Below are 24,236 nucleotides of genomic sequence, written 5' to 3' on the forward strand. Positions count from 1 at the left end.
GCCCTGAACGCTGCCGACGCCTACGGCGTACGGGAGGCCGTCAGTTGTCGTCCTCGTCGATCAGAAAGCCACGCATCGGCGACGGCGCCTGCTGCATGGGCGAAGGCCCCTGCGGCCGAACCGGCGCCATCGGCTGCGTCATGGCCGGCGACATCTGCTGCTGGCCGCCGTAGGACGGCGCACCGGGACCGGGGCCGCCCATCGGGTTCCCACCGTAGGACGGCGCGCTCGCCCCGGCCGGAGCCATGGACGGGCTCGGCGACGACGGAAGCGAGGCGGTCGCCGGCGTACGCGGCGGAGCCAGCGAGTCGTCGGCCTGGGTCTCCAGCTGGCGCAGCTGCGACTCCAGGTAGGACTTCAGACGCGTACGGTACTCGCGCTCGAAGCCTCGCAGGTCCTCGACCTTGCGCTCCAGCGTGGCGCGGGCGGACTCCAGGGAGCCCATCGCGACGCGGTGCTTCTCCTGCGCGTCCCGCTCCAGGGCGTCGGCCTTGGCACGGGCGTCGCGCTCCAGACCCTCGGCGCGGCTGCGGGCCTCGCCGACGATCTTGTTGGCCTCGGAGCGGGCCTCGGCGATCGCCTGGTCGGCGGTCTGCTGGGCCAGCGAGAGCACACGGGCGGCGCTGTCGCCACCGGGGCCCTGACCGGGCTGTCCCATCTGCGGGCCGTGCCCGCCCATCGGACCACCCATGGGACCGCCCATCGGGCCGCCCATCTGCTGGGGCATCTGCTGCTGCATCTGTCCCTGCATGGGGCCGGGGCCCTGTCCCATGCCCTGGCCCATCGGACCCTGACCCATTCCCTGGCCCATCGGACCCTGGCCCATGGGGCCCTGACCCATCTGGCCGGGACCCTGCTGGCCGCCCTGGGCGCTGGGGCCCGCGGGAAGCTGCGGGGCACCGCTCGGCAGCTGCGGCGGGCCGCCCATGGGGCCACCCATCTGCTGCTGCGGCGGACCCGATATGCCGGCGGGCACAGGAGCGCCCGGACCGCCGCGCATGCCCTGCGGCGGACCCTGCTGTTGCTGGGGATCCTGCTGTTCGGGAGGCTTGCGCATGCCCTGTTGCTGGTTCTGCGCGGCGGCGCGTGTGGCGGCGGCCAGCTTGGCGCGCAGGTCTTCGTTCTCGCGGAGCAGGCGGGTCAGTTCGGCTTCGACCTCGTCGAGGAAGGCATCGACCTCGTCCTCGTCATAGCCTTCTCGGAGGCGGACGGTCGTGAACTGCTTGTTCCGCACGTCCTCGGGGGTCAACGGCATCTCTTCACCTCAACGTAGTCGTCGGCATCGTCGGCGTTCGGCAAGACCGTATCGTTCACAGCCGGCTCACAACGGAGATCAGGATGTAGACGATGATCATCAGTACGAAGAAGGACAGGTCGAGCGCCACGCCCCCGAGACGTAGCGGCGGAATGAACCGCCGCAGAAGCTTGAGCGGTGGATCAGTGACAGTGTAGGTCGCCTCTAGAACGACCACCATCGCCTTGCCGGGTTGCCATGAGCGGGCGAACTGGAACACGTAGTCCATGACCAACCGGAAGATCAGCACGATGAGGAAACACATCAGCACGACGTAGAGAACCTGCCCGACCACGCTCATGATTCCGTGCGTCCCTCTCCCCTGTTTCCCTGCTGCTCCGGTCCTGCGTCTCAGCTCTGGTTGAAGAACCCGCCCTCTGCGATGCGAGCCTTGTCCTCCGCCGTGACATCGACGTTAGCAGGAGACAGCAGGAACACCTTCTGCGTCACCCGCTCGATGCTCCCGTGGAGACCGAAGACCAAACCGGCCGCAAAGTCGACAAGTCGCTTCGCGTCCGTGTCGTCCATCTCGGTCAGATTCATGATCACCGGGGTGCCCTCACGGAAGTGTTCCCCGATGGTACGGGCCTCGTTGTAGGTCCGGGGGTGCAGCGTGGTGATCCTGTACGGCTCTCGTTCCGACACGACCTTGGGCATGATCACCGGTGCGTTCTTCTCCAGGCTTTGACGTTCTTGTGTGATGGACGCCACGGGGGCGATGCGGGCCGGGCGGCCGGATTCCGCGCCCAGCGAAGCGGAATGGGACACGGGCTCACGCTGCACCGGTGGATGCACCACTCGTACCGGTTCGTCCCTTTGGGACTGATGTGGCTGGTGCGACTGATGCGACGGCTCATGCCGTCGGCGGTCCCGCTCGGGCTCCGGGTCAAGCTCGGGCTCGAAGTCGTCATCGGGGTCGAAGCCCCTGCCGTCGTACCCATCGTCCTCCACGAGGCCGAGGTAGACCGCCATCTTGCGCATCGCGCCGGCCATGCTCTGAGTCCTCCGCTCTGTGGTGGATCGGCTGACTGTTGCCAAGTGCCCGCGATCCACGAGGTCGTCTGCCCGCCAGCGGCGGTAATGACCATATTTTCTGCTGTGGTCCGACTTCTTGGCGACGTTACCCGAGCCTGGGGCGGACGCCGAGTACCGCGGTGCCGACGCGTACATGTGTCGCTCCGGCCGTCACCGCGTGTTCGAGGTCCGCACTCATCCCTGCCGAGACCATGTTCGCAGCCGGATGGGCGCGGCGCAGGTCAGTCGACAAATCCATCAGGCGCTCGAACGCCGCCTGTTCACGCCCCGCGTACGGGCCGGTGAGCGGAGCGACGGTCATCAGTCCGTCGAGCCTCAGTCCGGGCGTCCGGGCGACGAGTTCGCCCAACTCCTCGACGCCTTCGGCCCCTACACCACCGCGCTCCCCAAGTCCACCCTTTCCCGTCGCGGACTGCTCCGCGTCGAGCGCAACCTGGATGAGGCAGCCCACCTCGCGCTCGGTCCGTACCGCTTCCTTGGACAGGGCGGTGACGAGCCGGGCCCGGTCGACCGACTGCACGACATCGGCGTAACCGACCACGGACCGCACTTTGTTGGTCTGCAACTGGCCCACGAAGTGCCAGGACAGGGGCAGATCGGAACAGGCCGCGGCCTTGGGCGCCGCGTCCTGGTCGCGGTTCTCGGCGACGTGCCGCACACCGAGTTCCGACAGGATCCGCACATCCTCGGCGGGGTAGGTCTTGGTGACCACGATCAGGGTCACCTCTTCACGCTTGCGTCCGGCCGCCGCGCAGGCGGCGGCGATCCGCTCCTCCACGGCCGCCAGATTCCCGGCGAGTTCGCTCCTGCGGTCCGTCATCGCCCGATCAGTCCAGCCACACATAGCCCGCGAGCCGGCCGGTGATGCCGTCCCGACGATACGAGAAATGGTCGTCCGACTCGATCGTGCAGACCGGCGACTGCTCCCGGTCGCGCACCCCGAGCCGCTCCAGCTGCGCGTGCACGCCCGCGCTCACGTCGACCGCCGGAGTGCCCCACGAGGTCTCGGCGTGCGCCGCGGGCTCGACGGCCGCGACCTCGGCCCGCATCGCGTCCGGCACCTCGTAGCACCGGCCGCAGACGGCGGGGCCGGTGCGGGCGACGATCCGGGCCGGTTCGGCGCCGAGTTCCACCATGGCGGCGACCGCCGCGGGTACGACCCCGGCGACCATGCCCGGCCGTCCCGCGTGGGCGGCGGCCACGACCCCGGCGACGGGGTCCGCGAGCAGTACCGGGGTGCAGTCAGCGGTGAGCACGGCCAGCGCGAGACCGCGACGGGCGGTGACGACGGCGTCGACCTCCGGCACCGGGCGCTCGCCCCAGGGCTCGTCGACCACGGCCACGTCGGGTCCGTGGACCTGGTTCATCCAGACGACCCGCGCCGGGTTGAGGCCGAGCGACTTGGCCGCCAGTTCACGATTGGTGCGTACGGCTTCGGAGTCGTCGCCGACCGCCCCGCCGAGATTGAGCTCTTCGTACGGAACGGCGCTCACCCCGCCCCACCGGTCGGTGAAGGCGAAGTGCGCGCCGCTCACGGTGCTCGTCGAGGAGCGCCGTCCTATCACTTGAGGAAGTCCGGCACGTCCAGCTCCTCCGCCGCGCTGTCGGAGTACGTCCGCGACGGCGGGACCGGCGGGGAGACGGGCGGCAGTTCGTTGCTCGCCGGCTCCGGAGCGGGCTCCGGCGCCTCCTTGGGCGTGACGCTGCCGAGCGAACCGAAGGACGGCCGGCTGTCGGCCGGCCGTGCCGGCGCGGGCTCGTCGCGCTTGGCGGAGGACGAGCCGAGCACGGTGTCCCGCTTGGACGGGGGCTGGCCGCCGTCGAAGCCGGCCGCGATGACGGTGACCCGTACCTCGTCGCCGAGGGCGTCGTCGATGACGGCGCCGAAGATGATGTTGGCCTCGGGGTGCGCGGCCTCGCTCACCAGCTGGGCGGCCTCGTTGATCTCGAACAGGCCGAGGTCGGAGCCGCCGGAGATGGAGAGCAGTACGCCCCGGGCGCCGTCGATGGAGGCCTCCAGGAGCGGCGAGGAGATCGCCATCTCGGCAGCCGCCACCGCGCGGTCGTCGCCGCGGGCCGAGCCGATTCCCATGAGGGCCGAACCGGCCTCGGACATCACGGACTTGACGTCGGCGAAGTCGAGGTTGATCAGACCGGGTGTGGTGATGAGGTCGGTGATGCCCTGGACACCGGAGAGCAGGACCTGGTCCGCCGACTTGAACGCGTCGAGGACGGAGACCTGGCGGTCCGAGATGGACAGCAGCCGGTCGTTCGGGATGACGATGAGGGTGTCGACTTCTTCGCGGAGTTCCGCGATGCCGTCCTCGGCCTGGTTGGCGCGGCGCCTGCCCTCGAAGGTGAAGGGGCGGGTGACCACGCCGATGGTGAGTGCCCCGAGCGAGCGGGCGATGTTGGCCACCACCGGCGCGCCGCCGGTGCCGGTGCCGCCGCCCTCGCCGGCCGTCACGAAGACCATGTCGGCCCCCTTGAGGACCTCCTCGATCTCCTCGCGGTGATCCTCCGCGGCCTTGCGGCCGACGGCCGGGTTGGCTCCGGCGCCGAGTCCGCGGGTGAGTTCGCGGCCGACGTCGAGCTTGACGTCGGCGTCGCTCATCAACAGCGCCTGGGCGTCCGTGTTGATGGCGATGAACTCGACACCCTTGAGACCGACCTCGATCATCCGGTTGATGGCATTGACACCACCGCCGCCGACACCGATGACTTTGATGACTGCGAGGTAGTTCTGCGGTGCTGCCACGTCGAAGGCCTCTCGCCTCGATTACGTGTCGTCGCCTCGCACGGTCGCGATCCGACGACTGATGCCGAATGGGACGGTCCGAACGCCGACCCGAACCCTAACGCTGAAGTTTAGGGTTACCAGTGTGCCTGTTCCCTGGACTCTTCCGAACAGGACACTAAGTCGACAAGTGGCGCACGTTCAACGAACACGCCGAACCTCCCGTTTTTCTTTTCACCCTATGTGATCAGCCATGTCGCTGCCCAACCAGGGTGCTGGCCTGCGCAGATGTGCGTCAACTCCCCGATGACGCAGGGGCGGTGGGAACACTTACGTCGAAGTGTCCCGCCCCGGGAGCGGCTTTCATGAGAGCAATGAGCGTATGCGCCTTCGCGCGGCCCTTCTCACCACTGCCCCAGTCGACGGTGCGGTCGCCGCTCAACTCCAGCGTGACGGAGTCGTACGAACGGACCTTGACGACCTGGGTGGCGCGGGCGACCGCGGCCGGAAGGGAACTGGCCACGAGCACCGCCTCGCGCACCAGCCGGTCGGTGCCGAAGCGGCGCAGACCCGCCGAGTGGGACGCCGTCAATTCCAGTGCGGGTACACCCTGCGGGGCGCGCGCGACCGTGGCATATCGCACACCCTTGGCGTCCACTTCGACGAACTTTCCGCCCTTTTCGACAATCAGGACCGGCCTACGCTCAGTTACTTTCAGCCCGATTCCATGGGGCCAGGAACGGACGACGTCAACCGAGTCAATTCGGGGCAATTTCCGAAGCAGTCGTGCCTCGATCTCATCGGTGTCGACTGAAATCAGCGGCGATCCGACCGGGACGTCGGCGGCCTCGACGACCTGTCCGGCCGTCAGGACCCGCGTACCGGTGGCCGATACCCGCTCCACCCGCGTCCACTGGGAGCCGTAGAGGATCCAGACCCCGCCTCCGGCGAGCAGGGCCAGACAGACCATCACAACAATGAGCGTACGAGGCTTCGGCGGCCTCTTCAGCCTCGCGAGAAGGGGCGACCGGGGCGGGCCGGAGTCCGGATCCTGTCGGTCCTGCCGTTCGCCGCGTTCCGCGGTGGTCGGTCCGGCCACGCTCCCCTGCCTTCTGCCACGCGCTAGCGGCGTGACGCGATCGCCTCGTACACCATCCCGACGAGCAGGTCGTCGGCGTCCCTGCGGCCGAACTCGGAGGCCGCGCGGGACATCTCGAACAGCCGGTGCGGATCGGCGAGCACGGGCAGGACGTTGCCCTGGATCCAATGCGGCGTCAGTTCCGCGTCGTCGACCAGCAGTCCGCCGCCGGCCTTGACCACCGGCTGGGCGTTCAGCCGCTGTTCGCCGTTGCCGATGGGCAGCGGGACGTAGACGGCGGGGAGCCCGACGGCGGAGAGCTCGGCGACGGTCATCGCACCCGCGCGGCAGAGCATCATGTCGGCCGCGGCGTACGCGAGGTCCATCCGGTCCACGTACGGTACCGGGATGTACGGGGGCATCCCCGGCATCTGGTGGACCTGCGGCAGTTCGTTCTTCGGGCCGACCGCGTGCAGGATCTGGATCCCGGCCTGCTGGAGGTACGGGGCGGTCTGCTCGATCACCTGGTTGAGGCGGCGGGCGCCCTGCGAGCCGCCGGAGACCAGCAGCGTCGGCAGGGAGGGGTCGAGCCCGAACGCGGCGCGGGCCTCGGGGCGCACGGCGGCCCGGTCGAGCGTGGCGATGGAGCGGCGCAGCGGGATGCCGATGTAGCGGGCGCCCCGCAGCTTGCTGTCGGGCGTGGAGACGGCGACCTGGGCGGCGTACCGCGAACCGATCTTGTTGGCGAGTCCCGGCCGGGCGTTGGCCTCGTGGACGACGATCGGGACGCCGAGGCGCTTGGCCGCGAGATAGCCGGGCAGCGCGACGTAGCCGCCGAAGCCGACGACCGCGTCCGCCTTGGTGCGTTCCAGGATCTGCTCGGCCGCCTTGATCGTGCCGCGCAGCCGTCCGGGGACGGTGATCAGCTCGGGGGTGGGCTTGCGCGGCAGCGGTACCGCGGGGATCAGCCCGAGTTCGTAGCCCCGTTCCGGTACGAGCCTGGTCTCAAGTCCGCGCTCCGTGCCCAGGGCCGTGATTCCCACGGTCGGGTCCTGCCTGCGCAGGGCGTCCGCGAGGGCGAGCGCGGGCTCGATGTGGCCGGCGGTCCCCCCACCGGCGAGTACGACATGCACCGAAATTCACCGCTCTCCGGACGAACGCGCCGAGGCACGCCGTCGCATCGTGTTCCACTTCCGAGGCCCCCGGACAGCGGAGCCTCTCACCGCAGCCCGCTTTCTGCCAAAGCGGGGTTGCCGCATCGCGAGTGCCGTCCGCGCAGCGGGATCCTCACGCGCGAAGGCGATCAGGAGCCCGATGGCGAACATGGTCGGCAACAGGGCGGAACCCCCGTAGGAGAACAGCGGGAGCGGGACTCCGGCGATCGGCAGCAGACCGAGCACCGCACCGATGTTGATCACGGCCTGGGCCGTGATCCAGGTGGTCACGCCACCCGCGGCGTACCTCACGAAGGGGTCCTCCGTGCGTCCGGCCACGCGGATACCCGCATAGCCTAGAGCCGCGAAGAGTGCGAGTACCGACAGAGTGCCCGCCAGACCGAGTTCCTCACCTGTGATGGCGAAGATGAAGTCGGTGTGGGCCTCGGGGAGTTGACCCCATTTCTCCACACTCGCCCCCAGGCCCGAGCCGAACAGGCCCCCGGAGGCGAGGGCGTAGATGCCGTGCACGGCCTGCCAGCAGGAGTCGCCCGGACCCGGTTCGGTGGCGCCGAGGCAGGCGAGGCGGGCCATGCGGTTGGGGCTGGTCCTGATGAGGATCACGCCGAGGGTCAGCGCGATGGCGAGGACGCCGCCGAAGAGCCGGGTCGGTGCCCCCGCGAGCCACAGCAGGCCGAAGAGGATCGCGGTGAGGATGATCGCCGTGCCCATGTCGCCGCCGAGCATGATCAGCCCGAGCAGCATGAAGGCCACCGGTACGAGCGGCACCAGCATGTGCTTCCACTGGGTCAGCAGCCGCTTGTCCTGCTTGCGGGCGAGCAGGTCGGCCCCCCACAGGACGAGGGCGAGCTTGCCGAACTCGCTGGGCTGGAGCTGGAAGGGGCCGCCGACCGAGATCCAGTTCTGGTTGCCGTTGACCGCGACTCCTATCCCCGGCACCTGGACGAGGATCATCAGGAAGACCGAGCCGAGCAGCATCGGGTACGCGAGCGCCCGGTGCAGCTTGGACGGCATCCGGGAGGCGGCCAGCAGCAACAGCCCGCCGAGCACGGCCGCGAGGAACTGCTTGCGGAAGAAGTAGCTGCCCGGCAGCGACAGCTGGAGCGCGGTGATCTGGGAGGCGGAGTACACCATCACCAGGCCGAGCACGGTGATCAGCAGGCTGCCGCCGAGGATCAGGTAGTACGCCGTCAGCGGCCGGTCCCAGGCACGGCGTGCGCGGCCGTACAGGCGGCCCACGGGGTTGTCGCGCGGGGGACGGGGGACGGCGGGCCGCCGGGGGGCCCGCTGGACGGGAGGACGCCCTGTACGGCTAGTGGGCACGACGGGCTCCCCTCGGGGCGGCAGGGCGCGCCGCCGGTCCTGCGCTGCTCCGGGGCCCGCTCGCGGGTACGGGCCGGCCCGGCGCCGTGCCATCGGCGCAGGGCCGCCGTCGGTGCACCGGCCACGATGGCGTCACGTGTCGCTCCCAAGGATCCCGGGCGCCCGGGCCGGCCCAGGGGCCTGCCGTCAGGCGCCCGCGGCGCCGAGTTCGCGGACCGCTTCCGCGAACATGTCACCGCGCTGGTTGTAGTTGGCGAACATGTCCATGGAAGCGCAGGCCGGTGCCAGGAGCACCGTGTCGCCGGCGCGGGCGAGTCGTGCCGCCTCCTGGACCGCCGCGGGCATCGCACCAGTGTCGGTCCGGTCGAGGTCGACCACCGGTACTTCGGGCGCGTGTCGCGCGAGGGCTTCGCGGATGAGGGCCCGGTCCGCGCCGAAGAGCACGACGCCCCGCAGCCGCTTCGCGGACCGGACGACGAGTTCGTCGAAGGTCGCGCCCTTGGCGAGCCCGCCCGCGATCCACACGATCGACTCGTACGCGGCCAACGAGGCCTGTGCGGCATGCGTGTTGGTGGCCTTGGAGTCGTCGACATAGGCGACGCCGTCCACGTCGGCCACGTGCTCGATGCGGTGGGCGTCGGGGCGGAAGGCCCGCAGGCCGTCCCTGACGGCCTTGGGCGGCACTCCGAAGGCGCGGGCCAGGGCCGCCGCCGCGAGGGCGTTGGCGATGTTGTGCGGGGCCGGCGGGTCGACGTCCGCGACCTCCGCGAGTTCCTGGGCCTGCTTGTGCCGGTCCTCGACGAAGGCGCGGTCGACCAGGATGCCGTCGACGACGCCCAGTTGGGAGGGCCCGGGGGTGCCGAGCGTGAAGCCGACGGCCCGGCAGCCCTCCTCGACGTCCGCCGCGCGCACCAGGTCCTCGGTGGCCCGGTCGGCCACGTTGTAGACGCAGGCCACCTGATTGCCCTCGTAGACGCGCCCCTTGTCGGCGGCGTACGCCTCCATGGAGCCGTGCCAGTCGAGGTGGTCGGGTGCGAGGTTCAGGACGGCCGCGGAGTGGGCGCGCAGCGAGGGCGCCCAGTGCAGCTGGTAGCTGGACAGTTCGACGGCGAGCACGTCGAGGTCGGCGTACTGCTCGTCGGTGCCCAGCACCACGTCGACGATCGGTGTGCCGATGTTGCCCACCGCGGCCGTACGCAGGCCCGCGGCGGCCAGGATCGAGGCGAGCATCCGGGTCGTGGTGGTCTTGCCGTTGGTGCCGGTGACGGCCAGCCAGGGGGCGGCCTTCCGGCCGTCGTGGCCGCGCAGGCGCCAGGCGATCTCGACGTCGCCCACCACGTCCACGCCCGCCTCGGCGGCGGCCAGGAAGAGGGGGCTGCCGGGCTTCCAGCCGGGCGAGGTGACCACCAGGCCGGTGCCCTCGGGCAGCGTGTCGGCGTCCGCGAGGCGGACCGCGATGCCCTGCTGTTCGAGGGGGACGGCCCGCTCCCGGTGCGCCGGGGAGTCGCCGCCGTCGACGACCGTGACCGACGCGCCGAGGCCGGCCAGGGCGCGGGCGGCGCTGATGCCGCTCACGCCGAGGCCGGCGACGGTGATGTTCATGCCCTGCCAGGCGGAAGCGGTGGTCACTTCTTGGCTGCCCATCCCGCGTAGAAGAGGCCGAGTCCGACGATGACGCACATGCCCTGGATGATCCAGAAGCGGACCACCACAAGGACTTCGGACCACCCCTTGAGTTCGAAGTGGTGCTGCAGGGGTGCCATCCGGAAGACGCGTTTGCCGGTGAGGCGGAACGAGCCGACCTGGATGACGACCGACATGGTGATGAGGACGAAGAGGCCGCCGAGCAGCGCGACCAGCAGCTCGGTGCGCGAGCAGATCGCGAGACCGGCCAGCGCGCCGCCGAGCGCCAGGGAACCGGTGTCCCCCATGAAGATCTTGGCGGGCGAGGTGTTCCACCACAGGAAGCCGAAGCAGGAGCCCATGAGGGCGGCGGCGACGACCGCGAGGTCGAGTGGATCTCGTACCTCGTAACAGGCGGCCGGGTTGGTCAGGGTCTGCGCGTTGGCGCAGGACTCCTGGAACTGCCAGACACCGATGAAGGTGTAGGCGCCGAACACCATGGTCGCGGCGCCGGTGGCCAGGCCGTCCAGACCGTCCGTCAGGTTCACGCCGTTCGACATCGCGAGGATCATGAACAGCGCCCAGACCACGAACAGCACCGGGCCGATGGACCAGCCGAAGTCCTGCACGAAGGAGAGCCTGGTGGAGGCCGGGGTGTTGTTGCGGTTGTCGGCGAACTGCAGCGAGAGCACCGCGAAGGAGATGCCGACGATCAGCTGTCCGGCCATCTTCGCCTTGGCCCGCAGACCGAGCGAGCGCCGCTTGACGATCTTGATGTAGTCGTCGAGGAAGCCGACCAGGCCCATGCCGACCATCAGGCCGAGCACCAGCACACCGGAGAGCCTCGGCGGCTCGCCGCTGATCACCTTGCTGAGGAAGTACGCGAGGACCGTCGCCAGGATGAAGGCGATACCGCCCATGGTGGGCGTACCGCGCTTGGCGTGGTGCTCGCGCGGGCCGTCGTCACGGATGTACTGGCCGTAGCCCTTGCGGGCCAGCAGCTTGATCAGCAGGGGCGTGCCCACGAGAGTCAGGAAGAGGCCGATGACTCCCGCGAACAGGATCTGATTCATCATCGGACGGCGACCTCACCCTCGGTGCCCTCGACGAGCGCCTGCGCGACCCGTTCGAGACCGACCGACCGGGACGCCTTCACGAGTACGACGTCTCCCGGGCGCAGCTGACTGCGCAACAGGTCGACCGCCGACTGTGCGTCGGACACGTGCACCGACTCCTCACCCCACGAACCCTCGTTATATGCGCCCAGTTGCAGCCAGGACGCTTCCCTGCCCCCGACCGCGACGAGCTTGCTGACGTTGAGCCGGACGGCGAGCCGTCCGACCGCGTCGTGCTCGGCGAGCGCCTCGTCCCCGAGCTCGGCCATCTGACCGAGCACCGCCCAGGTCCGCCGCCCCTTGCCCATGGCCGCGAGCGCCCGCAGGGCGGCTCGCATGGACTCGGGGTTCGCGTTGTAGGCGTCGTTGACGACCGTCACGCCGTCCGGGCGCTCGGTGACCTCCATCCGCCAACGGGAGAGGGAGCCCGCCTCGGAGAGCGCGGTGGCGATCTCGTCTGCGGACATGCCCAGCTCATGGGCGACGGCGGCGGCGGCGAGCGCGTTCGACACGTGGTGCTCACCGTACAGGCGCATGGTCACTTCGCTGCACCCGGTGGGTGTGTGAAGGCTGAACGAGGGCTGTCCGTTCCCGGTGAGCCGCACGTTCTCGGCCCGTACGTCCGCTTCGTCGGACTCTCCGAAGAGGAGCACGCGTGCTTTCGTACGCGAGGCCATGGCCCGTACGAGGGGGTCGTCGGCGTTCAGGACGGCGGTTCCGTCCTCCGGGAGACCCTCCACCAACTCGCCCTTGGCCTGGGCGATCTGCTCGCGGCCGCCGAACTCGCCGATGTGGGCGGTGCCGACGTTGAGGACGAGGCCGATCTTCGGGGGCGTCAGATCCGCGAGGTAGCGGATGTGGCCGATGCCGCGGGCGCCCATCTCCAGGACGAGGAAACGTGTTTCCTCGGTGGCGCTGAGCGCGGTGAGCGGCAGCCCGATCTCGTTGTTGAGCGAGCCCGGCGTGAAGACCGTCGGCGCCTTGGTGCGCAGCACCTGGGCGATCAGGTCCTTGGTGCTGGTCTTGCCCGCGGAGCCGGTGAGCGCGACCAGCGTCGCGCCGAGCCGCTCCACGACATGGCGCGCGAGGGCGCCCAGCGCCCGCTGGACGTCGTCCACGACGATGGCGGGCACCCCGACGGGCCGGGAGGCCAGGACGGCCACGGCGCCCGCCTCGACGACGGCCGCGGCGAAGTCGTGGCCGTCCGCGCGCTCGCCCGCGAAGGCGACGAAGAGACTGCCTGGCCCGGCTTCCCGGGAGTCCCTGACGACCTGTCCGGTGACCTGGACCGACGTATCCGGTATGTCATGGGTCTGCCCGCCGACGACTGAGGCGATCTCGGCGAGAGAGAGGGCGATCACAAGTTCATCCCTGGGTCTTCTGGATAGCTGCGCGGAGCACCTGGCGGTCGTCGAAGGGACGGATCACTCCGGCGATGTCCTGGCCCTGTTCATGGCCCTTGCCCGCGATCAGCACGGTGTCGCCCGGCTGTGCGCGGGCTACGGCCGCGGCGATCGCGGCGGCCCGGTCCTCGAAGACCTGGACCTCTCCGCGCTCGTGCGCCGGCACCTCGGCGGCGCCCGCGAGCATCGTGGCGAGGATGGCGAGGGGGTCCTCGCCGCGGGGGTTGTCCGAGGTCAGTGTGGCGGTGTCGGCGAGCCGGACCGCGGCGGCGCCCATCGGCATCCGCTTGGTCCTGTCCCGGTCGCCGCCGCAGCCGAGGACGATGTGCAGTCTGCCCTCGGTGACCTTGCGCAGGGCCTTCAGGACGGATTCGACGGCGTCCGTCTTGTGCGCGTAGTCGACGACCGCGAGGTAGGGCTGTCCGGCGTCCACGCGCTCCAGGCGGCCCGGCACGCCCGGTACGGCGGCGATGCCGTCGGCGGCGGTCTGCGGGTCGATCCCGGCGGCGGCGAGGGCGACGATCGCGGCGAGCGTGTTCGCCACGTTGAAGGTGCCCGCGAGGGGCGACTTGGCGGTGATCCGCTCGCCCTTGGGGCCGACCGCGACGAAGACCGAGTCCATCGGGCCGACCCGGACGTCCTCGGCGCGCCAGTCGGCGTCGGGGTGCCCTTCCGCGGAGAACGTCACCACGGGGACGCCGGCCTCCTTGACGAGCCTGCGGCCGTATTCGTCGTCGAGGTTGACCACGCCGAGCCTGCTGCGCTCCGGGGTGAACAGCTGCGCCTTGGCCTGGAAGTAGTCCTCCATGCCCGAGTGGAACTCCATGTGTTCCGGGCTGAGGTTGTTGAAGACCGCGACGTCGAAGACGCAGCCGTCGACCCGGCCGAGGACCAGGGCGTGGCTGGAGACCTCCATGACAACCGCCTCGACGCCGCGCTCGCGCATGACCGCGAACAGCGCCTGGAGGTCGGTGGCCTCGGGGGTGGTGCGCTCCGACTTGATGCGCTCGTCACCGATGCGCATCTCGACGGTGCCGATCAGCCCGGTGCTGCGGACGCCCTTGAGACCGCCCTCGACGAGGTACGCCGTGGTGGTCTTGCCGGACGTGCCGGTGATGCCGATCTGCAGCAGGTCGCGGCCGGGGTGGCCGTAGATGGAGGCGGCCAGCTCGCCCATCGCACCGCGCGGGTCGTCCACGACGAGGACCGGCAGGCCGGTGGCCCGGGCCCGGTCGGCTCCCGTCGGGTCGGTCAGCACGGCGACGGCTCCGAGGCCGGCGGCCTGCGTCACGAAGTCGGCGCCGTGCATCCGGGCGCCGGGCAGCGCGGCGTAGACGTCGCCCGGCCGGACGGCGCGGGAGTCATGGGTGATGCCCGTGACCCCGGCGTCCGCGGCGCTTCCTGGGTGGTCCGCACCCAGCTGACCGGCGAGCTCCGCGAGGGGTGTGGCGGCGTTCTGAACCGGTCGCGGGGGCCCCGGATATGTCACAGGGACGCCCTTCTGGGTGGTTTGGGACTGATCAGCGTGTGGCACGGCGGTGAGCGTACCGGGCACACCCCCGCCGGAGCGAAGCGAGGGGCGTGGCGGGGCGGGCGTCGGACCGTCGTTGCCGGGGTCGGGAGTGATCGTTGTCACGAGCTTGTTCCTGGTCGGTGTTCCGGGCGGTGCACGGGGTGTTCCGGGCGGTGCCGAGGGGTGCCGGCGGGGGCGTGGCCGGCGTCGGTCAGGGCGTGAAGGTGACGGGAAGTCTGTCGGTCGTGTCCCCGGTGGGCGGTACCTGGAGGGTCTTCAGTGCGAATTCCAGGACCTCCTTGTAGACGGGTCCGCAGATCTGGCCGCCGAAGTAGCTGCCCTTGGTGGCGTTCTGGATGGCGCAGTACACGGTGACGCGGGGGTTGTCGGCGGGCGCGAATCCCGCGAAGGACGAGGTGTAGCCGCGGTAGCGGCCGGTGGCCGGATCCACACGGTTGGCCGTGCCGGTCTTGCCGGCCACGCGGTAGCCGGGGATGCGCGCCTTGGCGCCGGTGCCCTCCTCGTCGTCCACGACGGACTCCAGCATGTGCGCCAGGGTCTTCGCGGTCTTCTCGCTGACGACTCTTGTCCTCTTGGCCTCAGCGGCCGGGGTGAACTGTCCGTCGGCTCCCTTCGTGCCGCGCACGAGGGTCGGTTCCACGCGGACGCCGCCGTTGGCGATCGTCGAGTAGACGGAGGCCGCCTGCATCGCGTTGACGGACACGCCCTGGCCGAAAGGGATCGTGTACTGCTGGGAGGTAGACCACTGGTCGGCGGGGGCGAGGATGCCCTTCGTCTCCCCGGGGAAGTCCAGACCGGTGTAGCCGCCGATGCCGAACTTGCGCAGGTAGGAGTAGAGGACCTTGTTGGCCGCCTCCTGCGTCTTGCCGAGCTGTCCGGTGGCCAGGATGGTGCCGATGTTGCTGGACTTGGCGAGGACGCCGTTGAGCGTGAGGTACCAGGTCGGGTGGTCGATGTCGTCCTTGAAGAGCCGGTCGCCGCGGTGCAGCCGGTTGGGCACGGTGACGTGCGTGGCGGGGGTGGCGGCGCCCTCCTCCAGGACGGCGGCCATCGACATCACCTTGGCGGTGGAGCCGGGCTCGTAGGCGTCCTCCAGGCCCCAGTTGTGCAGGGCTCCCCCGTCCGCTTTGGACAGGTCGTTCGGGTCGAAGCCGGGCGAGTTGGCCATCGCGAGGATCTCGCCGGTCCTGTTGTCCTGCACTATGACGTACCCGCGGTCCGCCTTGGACTTCTCGACCTGTTCGGCGATGGCGTGCTGGGCGGCCCACTGGATGTCGCGGTCGATCGTCAGCTCCACCTCGGAGCCGGCGACCGCGGGCTTCTCGGTGGACCCGGCGGTCGGGACCTGCCGTCCGCCGGACTGGGCGTAGCGGATCTCGCCGTCCTTGCCGGACAGGTCTCCGTCGAGCTGCTGCTCGATGCCGCCGCCGCCCTTGCCGTCGGCGTTGACCCAGCCCAGTATCCCGGCGCCGAGGTCGCCGTTCGGGTAGACCCGCTTGCTGCTGGGTTCCTGGAGGACGCCCGCCAGGATGTTCGCGGGACCGCCTTCGCCGGCCTTCTCCGCGAGGGTGCTCTTGAGGTCCTTGATCTGCGTCCAGACCTGGGGGGTCTGGCGGCGGGCGAGCACTACGTAGCGGGTCTTCTCCGTCCGGAGCTTGGCGGCGAGTTCGTCGGTGTCCTTGCCGAGGATCGGGCCGAGCAGGGCCGCGGCCTGCTCGGGGGCGTCGTCGGTCCTCGTCGCCTTCTTCGTGAAGAGCGTGGGGTCGGCGGTGATGTCGTTGGCGTCCACGCTGATCGCCAGGTCGACGCCGTTGCGGTCGGTGATCCCGCCGCGCGCGGCGGCCAGGGTGCGGCTGAGGTACCGGTTCTTCTCGGCCTTGGCGGTGTACTCGCTCGCGTCGACCGCCTGCACCTGGAGGAGCCGTACGACGAAGGCGATCAGTACGAGGGCCAGGGCGAGGCTGACCAGGCGCAGCCGCGGGCGGGGGCTGCCCAGCCGGATGACGCGCGGCGCCTTGGCGCGGGGCGGCGCGGGACGGCGGGCGGGGCGGGCGCCCGGTCCGGGGCGGCGCTGGCTGCCGGGTCCGGCGGGGCGGGCCGGTTTCGCGGACCCGCCGGGTTTCGGGGACCGGGCGGGCGCGGGCACCCTGCGGCGCGGGGGTTCCCTGTCGGACACTTCCGTCACCTGCCGGGGATCGTAGAGGTCGGCGTGGGCTGCCCGGCGGTCTCCGTGGCCGGCTCCGGCGCCCCGGTCGGTGCCGGGGGCTCGGTGGCCGTCGGGGCGGGCTCCGGGGACGTCCCGGCCGGTTCCGGGTCGAGTGCCTCGGGCGGCCGGAGCACGGGCACGTACACGGACGGCTGCTCGGGGGCCGCGCTGGGGACACCGCGGACGGTGCCGTCGGGATTCAGGAAGGCCGGGTCGCCGCCGGGCACCATGCCGAGCTCGCGGGCGCGGCGCTGGAGGGCGTCGGGGGCGGAGTAGGCGTCCACGTCACGCTGGAGCGCCTGTTCCTCGTCGGTGAGGCTCTTGGTGTCCCTCTGGAGGTCGTCGAGCTGGAACGACCCCTCGCTGAGGGCGGAGTTCAGCACCAGCAGCCCGATCAGGCCGCCGCCGAGCAGCAGCACGACCAGGAGGACGAAGGGGGTACGGGCGGCCTGTCCGGAGCCGGTCGGGAAGAGCCGCGCGAGCCGGGCCGCTCTCCCCCTCAGTTCGGGTTTCCTGTTCACTCACCCTCCAGGTGAGTTCGGGTTCCTGGCCGGTGGGTCCGGGTTTCCGGCCCCTGTGCCCGGTGAGTTCGGTCGTCCCGCTCACGCACCCTTCCCGTCACTCGGCGTCCTCCCTGATGCGCTGCGCCCCGCGCAGCCGCGCGGGAGCGGCCCGGCGGTTCTCCGCGACATCTTCCTCGGTGGGGAGTTCGGCACCGCGCGTCAGCAGCTTGAGCCGGGGCTGGTAGCGCTCGGGGACGACCGGCAGTCCGGGCGGCGCGGTGGTGGCGGCGCCCGCCGCGAAGACCTGCTTCACCAGCCGGTCCTCCAGGGAGTGGTACGACAGCACGGCGATCCGGCCGCCGACGGCGAGCGCCTTCACGGCGGCGGGGATCGCCCTCTCCAGGACGGTGAGTTCGCCGTTGACCTCGATGCGCAGTGCCTGGAACGTGCGCTTGGCGGGGTTGCCGCCGGTGCGCTTGGCCGCCTGCGGCAGGGAGTCGCGGATCAGCTCGACGAGCCGCGCGCTGTTGGCGAACGGCTCCTTGTCGCGCTCGCGGACCACCGCGGACACGATCCGCTTGGCCTGCTTCTCCTCGCCGTACGCCCGCAGGATCCGTACGAGTTCGCCGGGCGCGTAGGTGTTGAGGACCTCGGCCGCGCTGATGCCGGTCGTCTGGTCCATGCGCATGTCGAGCGGCGCGTCCTGGGCGTAGGCGAAGCCGCGGTCCGCCTCGTCGAGCTGCATGGAGGAGACGCCCAGGTCGAACAGGACGCCCTGGACGCTCGTGAGGCCCAGGCGGTCGAGCACGTCGGGGAGTTCGTCGTAGACCGCGTGCACCAGCTCGGCCCGGTCGCCGAAGGGCGCGAGCCGCTCTCCGGAGAGGCGCAGTGCCTCCTTGTCGCGGTCGAGGGCGATCAGGCGGGCCTCGGGGAAGCGGTCGAGCAGGGCCTCACTGTGGCCGCCGAGGCCGAGGGTGCAGTCGACGACGACGGCTCCCGGTGCCTCCAGTGCGGGGGCCAGCATGTCCAGGCACCGCTGGAGCATCACCGGGACATGTCGACTGTTGCTCAAGGGGCCCTCTCAGGTCCGGCGCGGCCGGTACGCACCGCCGGGTCCCCGCCCGCCCGCAGCCGTCACGGGGAGATGCCCCCCGGATCGCCGAGGGGAGGGCCTGCCGGCGCCAAGAGCGTCAGCCGACCGGGAGCGGGAGGAGGCCGAGCCGTACGTACGCGCCGCGCACGCGGGGAGATCCCGGCATGTCGCCGGGCCTCCGGGGTTCACCAGTCCAGCAGGGAGGACAGCTCGCCTCCCGCTTCGCGTCACTTTAGTCCACGGTGTCTCGCGGTCAATGAACCGGCCTGCGCGTCGCGGCTCTCCCCCGCGATCAAGCGAAAAACCAGCGTTTTCCACCCGAACGGGCGCATTCGATCCACCCTTGTGGGTTACCTCACACCAACGTTCATTGATGTTCTTTGTCCCCTCTCACAGCGGGCCCGAACAGCGCGTGCCCCTTACCGTCATAGGTATGACGACTTCCGCATCCGTTCCCACCGAGCCCGAGGACGCCACGGCCCGCCCCGGCACCGTCACGGACCGCCTGGTCGACGCCAACGAGCGGTACGCCGACGCGTTCACCGATCCGGGCATGGACGCCCGCCCGGTCCTGCGCGTCGCGGTCGTGGCCTGCATGGACGCCCGGCTCGACCTGCACGCCGCGCTGGGCCTCGAACTCGGCGACTGCCACACCATCCGCAACGCGGGAGGCGTCGTCACCGACGACGTGATCCGCTCCCTCACCATCAGCCAGCGCGCGCTCGGCACCCGCAGCGTCGTGCTCATCCATCACACCGGCTGCGGCCTGGAGTCCCTCACCGAGGAGTTCCGCCACGACCTGGAGATGGAGGTCGGCCAGCGCCCGGCGTGGGCCGTCGAGGCGTTCCGCGACGTCGAACAGGACGTCCGGCAGTCCATGCAGCGGGTGCGGACCTCCCCGTTCCTTCTGCACTCCGACGACGTACGTGGTTTCGTGTTCGACGTGAAGACGGGCCTCCTGCGTGAGATAGACCCCACCTGACGCCAGTGGGACCCGGCCATAAAGCGCAAGACCCGACATATCACGGCCAGTTATCCACAGGCGGATGACACGAACCGGTAACGGCAACAAGAATGCGTGTGTGGCGTCGCGCGGAACTTTTCACGCGTGGCGTCCGTGTTCGGGGTGGGCCGGTTCGCATCACAGCGTGTCGGCCCGGAGAAAGAACGGGCCGAGGAGGGCCGGGTGACGACCTATGACGATCGAGCGAGCCTCACAGATCTGACCGCCACTGTGGAGAGAGTCCGCAGTTCGGTGGAGGAAGTGATCGAGGGCAAGCCTGAGGTCGTACGGCTTTCGCTGACCGTGCTGCTCGCCGAGGGACATCTGCTCATCGAGGATGTCCCCGGCGTCGGCAAGACCATGCTGGCCAAGGCACTGGCGCGGTCCATCGACTGCTCGGTGCGACGTATTCAGTTCACGCCCGACCTGCTGCCCTCGGACATCACGGGGGTGTCCATCTGGGACCAGCAGAACAGGGAGTTCGAGTTCAAACCGGGGGCGATCTTCGCGCAGATCGTGATCGGCGACGAGATCAACCGCGCGTCGCCCAAGACGCAGTCGGCGCTCCTGGAGTCCATGGAGGAGCGCCAGGTCACCATCGACGGGCACACCTACGAGCTGCCCAGCCCCTTCATGGTGGTGGCCACGCAGAACCCGGTCGAGATGGAGGGCACCTATCCCCTGCCGGAGGCGCAGCGGGACCGTTTCATGGCCCGGGTCTCCATCGGCTACCCGAGCGCCGAGGCCGAGTTGCAGATGCTCGACATCCACGGCGGGGCCTCCCCGCTGGACGACCTGCAGCCGGTGGCGCACGCGCACGAGATCGTCAAGCTCATCGACGCGGTCCGCACGGTCCACGTCGCCGACCCGGTCCGCCGGTACGCGGTCGACCTGGTCGGCGCCACGCGCAGCCACCCGGACCTGAGACTCGGCGCCTCGCCGCGCGCAACGCTGCATCTGCTGCGCGCCGCGAAGGCGTCCGCCGCTCTCAGCGGCCGGGACTACGCACTGCCGGACGACGTGCAGGCGCTCGCCGTCGCGGTCCTGGCACACCGGCTGCTGCCCACCGCCCAGGCCCAGTTGAACCGTCGTACGGCCGAGCAGGTCGTCCTGGAGATCCTGCAGCGCACGGCCGTGCCCGCGGCGCCCCAGGCGCCGGGCGGCCCGGCGATGGGCCGGGGCACGTCCGCCTTCGGCCAGCAGCCGCCCCGGAGGCTGTGATGTCGGGCGGCGGGATGCCCGCGGCGTCGGCCGAGGAGGACCGGGGCGGGATGCGCACGGCTCTCGCCGGGCTCACCACGCGCGGGCGTTCGTTCCTGGCCGCCGGCATCGCGGCCGCCATCTGCGCGTACGTCCTCGGGCAGAGCGATCTGCTGCGGGTCGGACTGCTGCTCGCCGTACTGCCGCTGGTCTGCACGGCCGTGCTGTACCGCACGCGCTACCGGGTCGCCGGCAGCCGCCGGCTCTCCCCGGCCCGTGTACCGGCGGGCTCCGAGGCACGCGTCCATCTGCGGATGGACAACGTCTCGCGGCTGCCCACCGGACTGCTGATGCTCCAGGACCGGGTGCCGTACGTGCTGGGGCCGCGGCCCCGGTTCGTCCTGGACCGGGTGGAGGCGCTCGGCCGGCGCGAGGTGTCGTACCGCGTGCGGTCGGACCTGCGCGGGCGCTACCCGCTGGGCCCGCTGCAACTGCGGCTCAGCGACCCCTTCGGCATGTGCGAGCTGACCCGTTCCTTCTCCACCTACGACACCCTCACCGTCGTCCCGCGCGTGGAGCCCCTGCCGCCGGTCCGGCTGACCGGCGAGGCGAAGGGGTACGGCGACGGGCGGCAGCGCTCGCTCGCGCTGGCCGGCGAGGACGACGTGATCCCGCGCGGGTACCGCTACGGCGACGACCTGCGCCGGGTCCACTGGCGGCTGACCGCACGGTACGGCGAGCTGATGGTGCGCCGCGAGGAACAGCCGCAGCGCTCCCGCTGCACGGTGCTGCTCGACACCCGTGGCATCGCCTTCGACGGCGCGGGCCCCGACTCCGCCTTCGAGTGGGCCGTCTCGGGCACCGCCTCGACGCTGGTGCACATGCTGGAACGGGGCTTCTCCGTGCGCCTGTTGACCGACACCGGCACCTCGGTGCCGGGCGAGGGCGCCGACGGGTTCGCCGGCGCGAGCCAGGAGTCGGCGGACGCGGCGGGGCTGATGATGGACACCCTCGCGGTCATCGACCACTCCGACGGTACGGGCCTGTCGCGGGCGTACGAAGTACTGCGCGGCGGCAACGAAGGACTGCTGGTGGCCTTCCTGGGCGACCTGGACGAGGAACAGGCGTCGGTGCTCGCCAAGATGCGCCAGCGCAGCGGCGGGGCGATCGCCTTCCTGCTGGACAGCGGGGCATGGGTGCGGGGCACCCCCGACGAACAGGGCGAGGAGCGGCTTCGGATGCTGCGTGAGGCGGGCTGGACCGCTGTGGCCGTCCCACCGGGCGTGAGCCTGGCCGACCTGTGGCGGGAGGCGGACCGACAGCGCAACGGGGTCGCGTCCACGGGCAGCACGGCGGGAGGCGGTGGCTCATGAGCGGGCGCGCGCGACTTGCGCTGTGCGCCGCGGCGGCGACCCTGATGGCGTCCTGCGCCCTGCTGCCGCTGGTCGATCCGGCGAGCTGGTTCCTCCAGGCGGCGTTCCTGGTCGCGGTGCAGACCGGGGTGGGCGCGGGGGCCCGGCGGGTGCCGCTCGCACGGCCGCTGACGATCGCGGTGCAGGCGCTCGTGACCCTGATGCTGCTGACGCTGTCGTTCGCCCGGGAGCACGCCATAGCCGGGCTGCTGCCCGGCCCCGATGTCTTCCGTTACTTCGGCGAGCTGCTGCAGGCGGGCGCGGACGACGTCAGCAGGTACTCGATCCCGGCGCCGCTCTCCGACGGCATCCGTCTGATGATGGTCGGCGGGGTCGTGGTGATCGGACTCGCGGTGGACGCGCTCGCGGTCACGTTCCGCAGCGCCGCCCCCGCCGGACTGCCGCTGCTCGCGCTGTACTCCGTCGCCGCGGGTCTCGCGGACGGCGGCGCCGGATGGATCTGGTTCCTGCTGGCGGCCACCGGCTATCTGGTGCTGCTGCTGGCCGAGGGACGTGACCGGCTCTCCCAGTGGGGGCGCGTCTTCGGCGGCGGGCCCCGCGCACCGGGCGGAGTTCCCTCGGGCAGCCCCACCGCGCCGGTGCGGACGGGACGGCGCATCGGCGCCGTCGCGCTCGGCGTCGCACTGGTCGTCCCGCTCGCCCTGCCCGCGCTCGACGGCGGGCTGCTGGACGCCGCTCGCACGGGCGTCGCCGCGGGTTCCGGCGGGGGCAACACCATCTCCGCGGTGAACCCGCTGGTCTCCCTCAGCGACAGCCTGAACGTGGACGAGGACCGCGAGGTCATGTCCTACCGCACCAACTCCGAGGAGACGCAGAACCTCTATCTGCGGATCGTCTCGCTCGACGAGTTCGACGGCACGGCGTGGAAGCCCGCCAAGCGCCATGTCGAGGACGTGCCGGGTTCCTTCCCGACACCGCCCGGTCTCAGTGACGACGTCCAGCGCACCGAGGTGCAGACGAGGATCTCGGCGGCCGACTGGTACGCGCAGGACTGGCTGCCGCTGCCCTACCCGGCCAGCCAGGTGGACATCAACGGCAAGTGGCGGTTCGAGCCCGTGGGCCGCACGCTCGTCGGCGACCACGGCCAGACGACCCGCGGCCAGGAGTACACGGTCAAGAGCCTGATCGTGCAGCCGACCGCGGATCAGCTCGCGAACGCGCCCGAGGCGCCGGAGGTACTCAAGCGCGAGTTCACCAAGGTGCCGGACTCGCTGCCGCCGGTGGTGGCCACGACGGCACGGGAGATCACGGCGGACGCGGCCAACGACTACGAGCGTGCGGTGAAGCTGCAGGACTGGTTCGCCCTGGAGGGCGGCTTCACGTACGACACGGAGGTGAAGGTCGGCAGCGGCTCCCAGGCGATAGCGCGTTTCCTCAGGGACAAGGAGGGCTTCTGCGTCCACTTCTCCTTCGCGATGGCCTCCATGGCCCGCACGCTGGGCATACCGGCCCGGGTCGCGGTGGGCTTCACGCCCGGTTCGCCCAAGTCGGACGGCACGATGTCGGTGGGGCTGCGGGACGCGCACGCCTGGCCCGAGCTGTACTTCGAGGGCATCGGCTGGACCCGTTTCGAGCCGACTCCGAACCGGGGCTCGGTCCCCGAGTACACGCGCACGGACACGCCCGGCGCGGCCGTCCCCGACCCGGACGCGCCGTCGCGTTCCTCGTCCACGGCGCCCTCCGCCGCCCCTTCGGGCAGCGAGGAGTGCACGGCGGCCGAGAAGAAGCTGGAGCAGCCCTGCACCAGCGACTCCCCGCAGGCGGCGTTCGGCACGACGAACGACGATCCGCCGTGGTGGCTGTCCCTGCTCCTGTGGCTCGCGGGCGGGCTCGCCGTGGGCACGCTGCCGCTGCTGCCGATGCTCTGGCGGATGCGGACCCGGGCGGTGCGGCTCGGTTCGCACAGCTGGATCACGGCGGACACCGGGGGCGCCACGTCGGCGGGCGGGCAGGACGCCGGCGGCGGGGTGCGCGACGTCCGGTTCGAAACGCACGACCGGGGCGAGGCACGCACCGCGGCCGTCGCGCTGGAGGCCTGGCAGGAGGTCAGTGACACGGCGTGGGACTTCGGTATCCCGCCCGACGAGTCGCAGACACCGCGCAAGGCGGCGGCGCGGATCGTCCGCGTCGGGCATCTGGAGACGGAGGCCGCGGCCTCCGTCCACCGGATCGCCGACGCGGTGGAGCAGGTCCTGTACGCGCCGAGCCCCCGGCCGGCACCGGGGCTGGGCGCCGATGTCCGCCGGATGACCCAGGGCCTGCGGGCCACCGCCAGCCGCGGCACGCGCCTGCGCGCACTGCTCGCACCGCGCTCGTCCGTCCGGGTGGTGTGGGCGGCCTCCGACCGGTGGCATGCGCTGAAGTACCGCGTCGCGACCCGCTGGACGGCCCTGATCCGGCGTCCGTCTCAGCAGGGCGGCAGCGGAGGCTGACTGCTGCCGGGCCGACACGACGAGGAGGGGGCACCGACCCGAACAGGGC

20 protein-coding genes are annotated in these 24,236 nt (G+C 71.1%); 4 read left to right on the forward strand and 16 right to left on the reverse strand.

Features of this window, described 5'->3' with window-relative positions:
• Window positions 1–40 precede the first annotated feature (40 nt).
• The 16 genes from ACFWGJ_RS22805 to rsmH form a co-directional block, all read right to left on the reverse strand.
• Window positions 41–1,255, reverse strand: a complete 1,215-nt coding sequence (locus ACFWGJ_RS22805; RefSeq protein ID WP_387327385.1) for a DivIVA domain-containing protein — start codon at window positions 1,253–1,255, stop codon at window positions 41–43.
• A gap of 55 nt (window positions 1,256–1,310) precedes the next feature.
• Window positions 1,311–1,595 carry a YggT family protein gene (locus tag ACFWGJ_RS22810; protein WP_107017493.1) on the reverse strand — a complete coding sequence of 95 codons (285 nt, stop codon included), beginning with the start codon at window positions 1,593–1,595 and terminating at the stop codon, window positions 1,311–1,313.
• Between the two features lie 50 nt (window positions 1,596–1,645).
• Window positions 1,646–2,287 (reverse strand): cell division protein SepF, encoded by a 642-nt coding sequence (locus ACFWGJ_RS22815; RefSeq protein WP_387327388.1) that lies wholly within the window; start codon window positions 2,285–2,287, stop codon window positions 1,646–1,648.
• 127 nt (window positions 2,288–2,414) lie between these two features.
• On the reverse strand, window positions 2,415–3,149 hold the full coding sequence (locus ACFWGJ_RS22820; protein WP_387327391.1) for a YggS family pyridoxal phosphate-dependent enzyme: 735 nt from the start codon (window positions 3,147–3,149) through the stop codon (window positions 2,415–2,417).
• A gap of 7 nt (window positions 3,150–3,156) precedes the next feature.
• Window positions 3,157–3,864: a peptidoglycan editing factor PgeF gene (pgeF, locus tag ACFWGJ_RS22825; RefSeq protein ID WP_387327394.1), complete on the reverse strand. Its 708-nt coding sequence runs from the start codon at window positions 3,862–3,864 to the stop codon at window positions 3,157–3,159.
• Between the two features lie 26 nt (window positions 3,865–3,890).
• A complete protein-coding gene (ftsZ, locus tag ACFWGJ_RS22830; protein WP_387327397.1) occupies window positions 3,891–5,087 on the reverse strand; it encodes a cell division protein FtsZ in 1,197 nt (398 codons plus the stop codon).
• Window positions 5,088–5,361: 274 nt separating this feature from the next.
• Complete coding sequence (locus tag ACFWGJ_RS22835) at window positions 5,362–6,165, reverse strand: cell division protein FtsQ/DivIB (protein ID WP_387327400.1); 804 nt, start codon at window positions 6,163–6,165, stop codon at window positions 5,362–5,364.
• A 23-nt stretch (window positions 6,166–6,188) separates the two neighbouring features.
• On the reverse strand, window positions 6,189–7,277 hold the full coding sequence (gene murG, locus ACFWGJ_RS22840; RefSeq protein WP_387327403.1) for an undecaprenyldiphospho-muramoylpentapeptide beta-N-acetylglucosaminyltransferase: 1,089 nt from the start codon (window positions 7,275–7,277) through the stop codon (window positions 6,189–6,191).
• A 6-nt stretch (window positions 7,278–7,283) separates the two neighbouring features.
• The gene (gene ftsW, locus ACFWGJ_RS22845; RefSeq protein ID WP_387327406.1) at window positions 7,284–8,642 is read right to left on the reverse strand and encodes a putative lipid II flippase FtsW; all 1,359 of its coding nucleotides are present in this window, start codon (window positions 8,640–8,642) and stop codon (window positions 7,284–7,286) included.
• Window positions 8,643–8,828: 186 nt separating this feature from the next.
• Window positions 8,829–10,286 carry a UDP-N-acetylmuramoyl-L-alanine--D-glutamate ligase gene (gene murD, locus ACFWGJ_RS22850; protein ID WP_387327409.1) on the reverse strand — a complete coding sequence of 486 codons (1,458 nt, stop codon included), beginning with the start codon at window positions 10,284–10,286 and terminating at the stop codon, window positions 8,829–8,831.
• Window positions 10,268–11,341: a phospho-N-acetylmuramoyl-pentapeptide-transferase gene (gene mraY / locus ACFWGJ_RS22855; protein ID WP_387327412.1), complete on the reverse strand. Its 1,074-nt coding sequence runs from the start codon at window positions 11,339–11,341 to the stop codon at window positions 10,268–10,270. The genes murD and mraY overlap by 19 nt, the downstream gene beginning before the upstream one ends.
• Window positions 11,338–12,741 carry a UDP-N-acetylmuramoyl-tripeptide--D-alanyl-D-alanine ligase gene (gene murF / locus ACFWGJ_RS22860; RefSeq protein ID WP_387327415.1) on the reverse strand — a complete coding sequence of 468 codons (1,404 nt, stop codon included), beginning with the start codon at window positions 12,739–12,741 and terminating at the stop codon, window positions 11,338–11,340. Before murF ends, mraY begins: the two co-directional genes overlap by 4 nt.
• Before the next feature lie 4 nt (window positions 12,742–12,745).
• Window positions 12,746–14,419, reverse strand: a complete 1,674-nt coding sequence (locus tag ACFWGJ_RS22865; protein ID WP_387327418.1) for a UDP-N-acetylmuramoyl-L-alanyl-D-glutamate--2,6-diaminopimelate ligase — start codon at window positions 14,417–14,419, stop codon at window positions 12,746–12,748.
• 88 nt (window positions 14,420–14,507) lie between these two features.
• Window positions 14,508–16,493: a peptidoglycan D,D-transpeptidase FtsI family protein gene (locus ACFWGJ_RS22870; protein WP_387327437.1), complete on the reverse strand. Its 1,986-nt coding sequence runs from the start codon at window positions 16,491–16,493 to the stop codon at window positions 14,508–14,510.
• Between the two features lie 5 nt (window positions 16,494–16,498).
• Window positions 16,499–17,044 carry a septum formation initiator family protein gene (locus ACFWGJ_RS22875; RefSeq protein ID WP_387327421.1) on the reverse strand — a complete coding sequence of 182 codons (546 nt, stop codon included), beginning with the start codon at window positions 17,042–17,044 and terminating at the stop codon, window positions 16,499–16,501.
• Window positions 17,045–17,141: 97 nt separating this feature from the next.
• The gene (gene rsmH, locus ACFWGJ_RS22880) at window positions 17,142–18,098 is read right to left on the reverse strand and encodes a 16S rRNA (cytosine(1402)-N(4))-methyltransferase RsmH (RefSeq protein ID WP_387327424.1); all 957 of its coding nucleotides are present in this window, start codon (window positions 18,096–18,098) and stop codon (window positions 17,142–17,144) included.
• A 454-nt stretch (window positions 18,099–18,552) separates the two neighbouring features.
• Here rsmH and ACFWGJ_RS22885 point away from each other — a divergent pair, with 454 nt between their 5' ends.
• The 4 genes from ACFWGJ_RS22885 (at window position 18,553) to ACFWGJ_RS22900 (ending at window position 24,187) form a co-directional block, all read left to right on the forward strand.
• A complete protein-coding gene (locus tag ACFWGJ_RS22885; protein ID WP_387327427.1) occupies window positions 18,553–19,101 on the forward strand; it encodes a beta-class carbonic anhydrase in 549 nt (182 codons plus the stop codon).
• Window positions 19,102–19,305: 204 nt separating this feature from the next.
• Window positions 19,306–20,343: a MoxR family ATPase gene (locus ACFWGJ_RS22890; RefSeq protein WP_107017809.1), complete on the forward strand. Its 1,038-nt coding sequence runs from the start codon at window positions 19,306–19,308 to the stop codon at window positions 20,341–20,343.
• Window positions 20,343–21,695, forward strand: a complete 1,353-nt coding sequence (locus ACFWGJ_RS22895; protein ID WP_387327431.1) for a DUF58 domain-containing protein — start codon at window positions 20,343–20,345, stop codon at window positions 21,693–21,695. The genes ACFWGJ_RS22890 and ACFWGJ_RS22895 overlap by 1 nt, the downstream gene beginning before the upstream one ends.
• Window positions 21,692–24,187, forward strand: coding sequence for a DUF3488 and DUF4129 domain-containing transglutaminase family protein (locus ACFWGJ_RS22900; protein ID WP_387327434.1), 2,496 nt, complete (start codon window positions 21,692–21,694; stop codon window positions 24,185–24,187). Before ACFWGJ_RS22895 ends, ACFWGJ_RS22900 begins: the two co-directional genes overlap by 4 nt.
• Window positions 24,188–24,236 lie beyond the last annotated feature (49 nt).

This window comes from Streptomyces sp. NPDC060205 (assembly GCF_042728395.1).
Classification (GTDB): Bacteria; Actinomycetota; Actinomycetes; order Streptomycetales; family Streptomycetaceae; genus Streptomyces.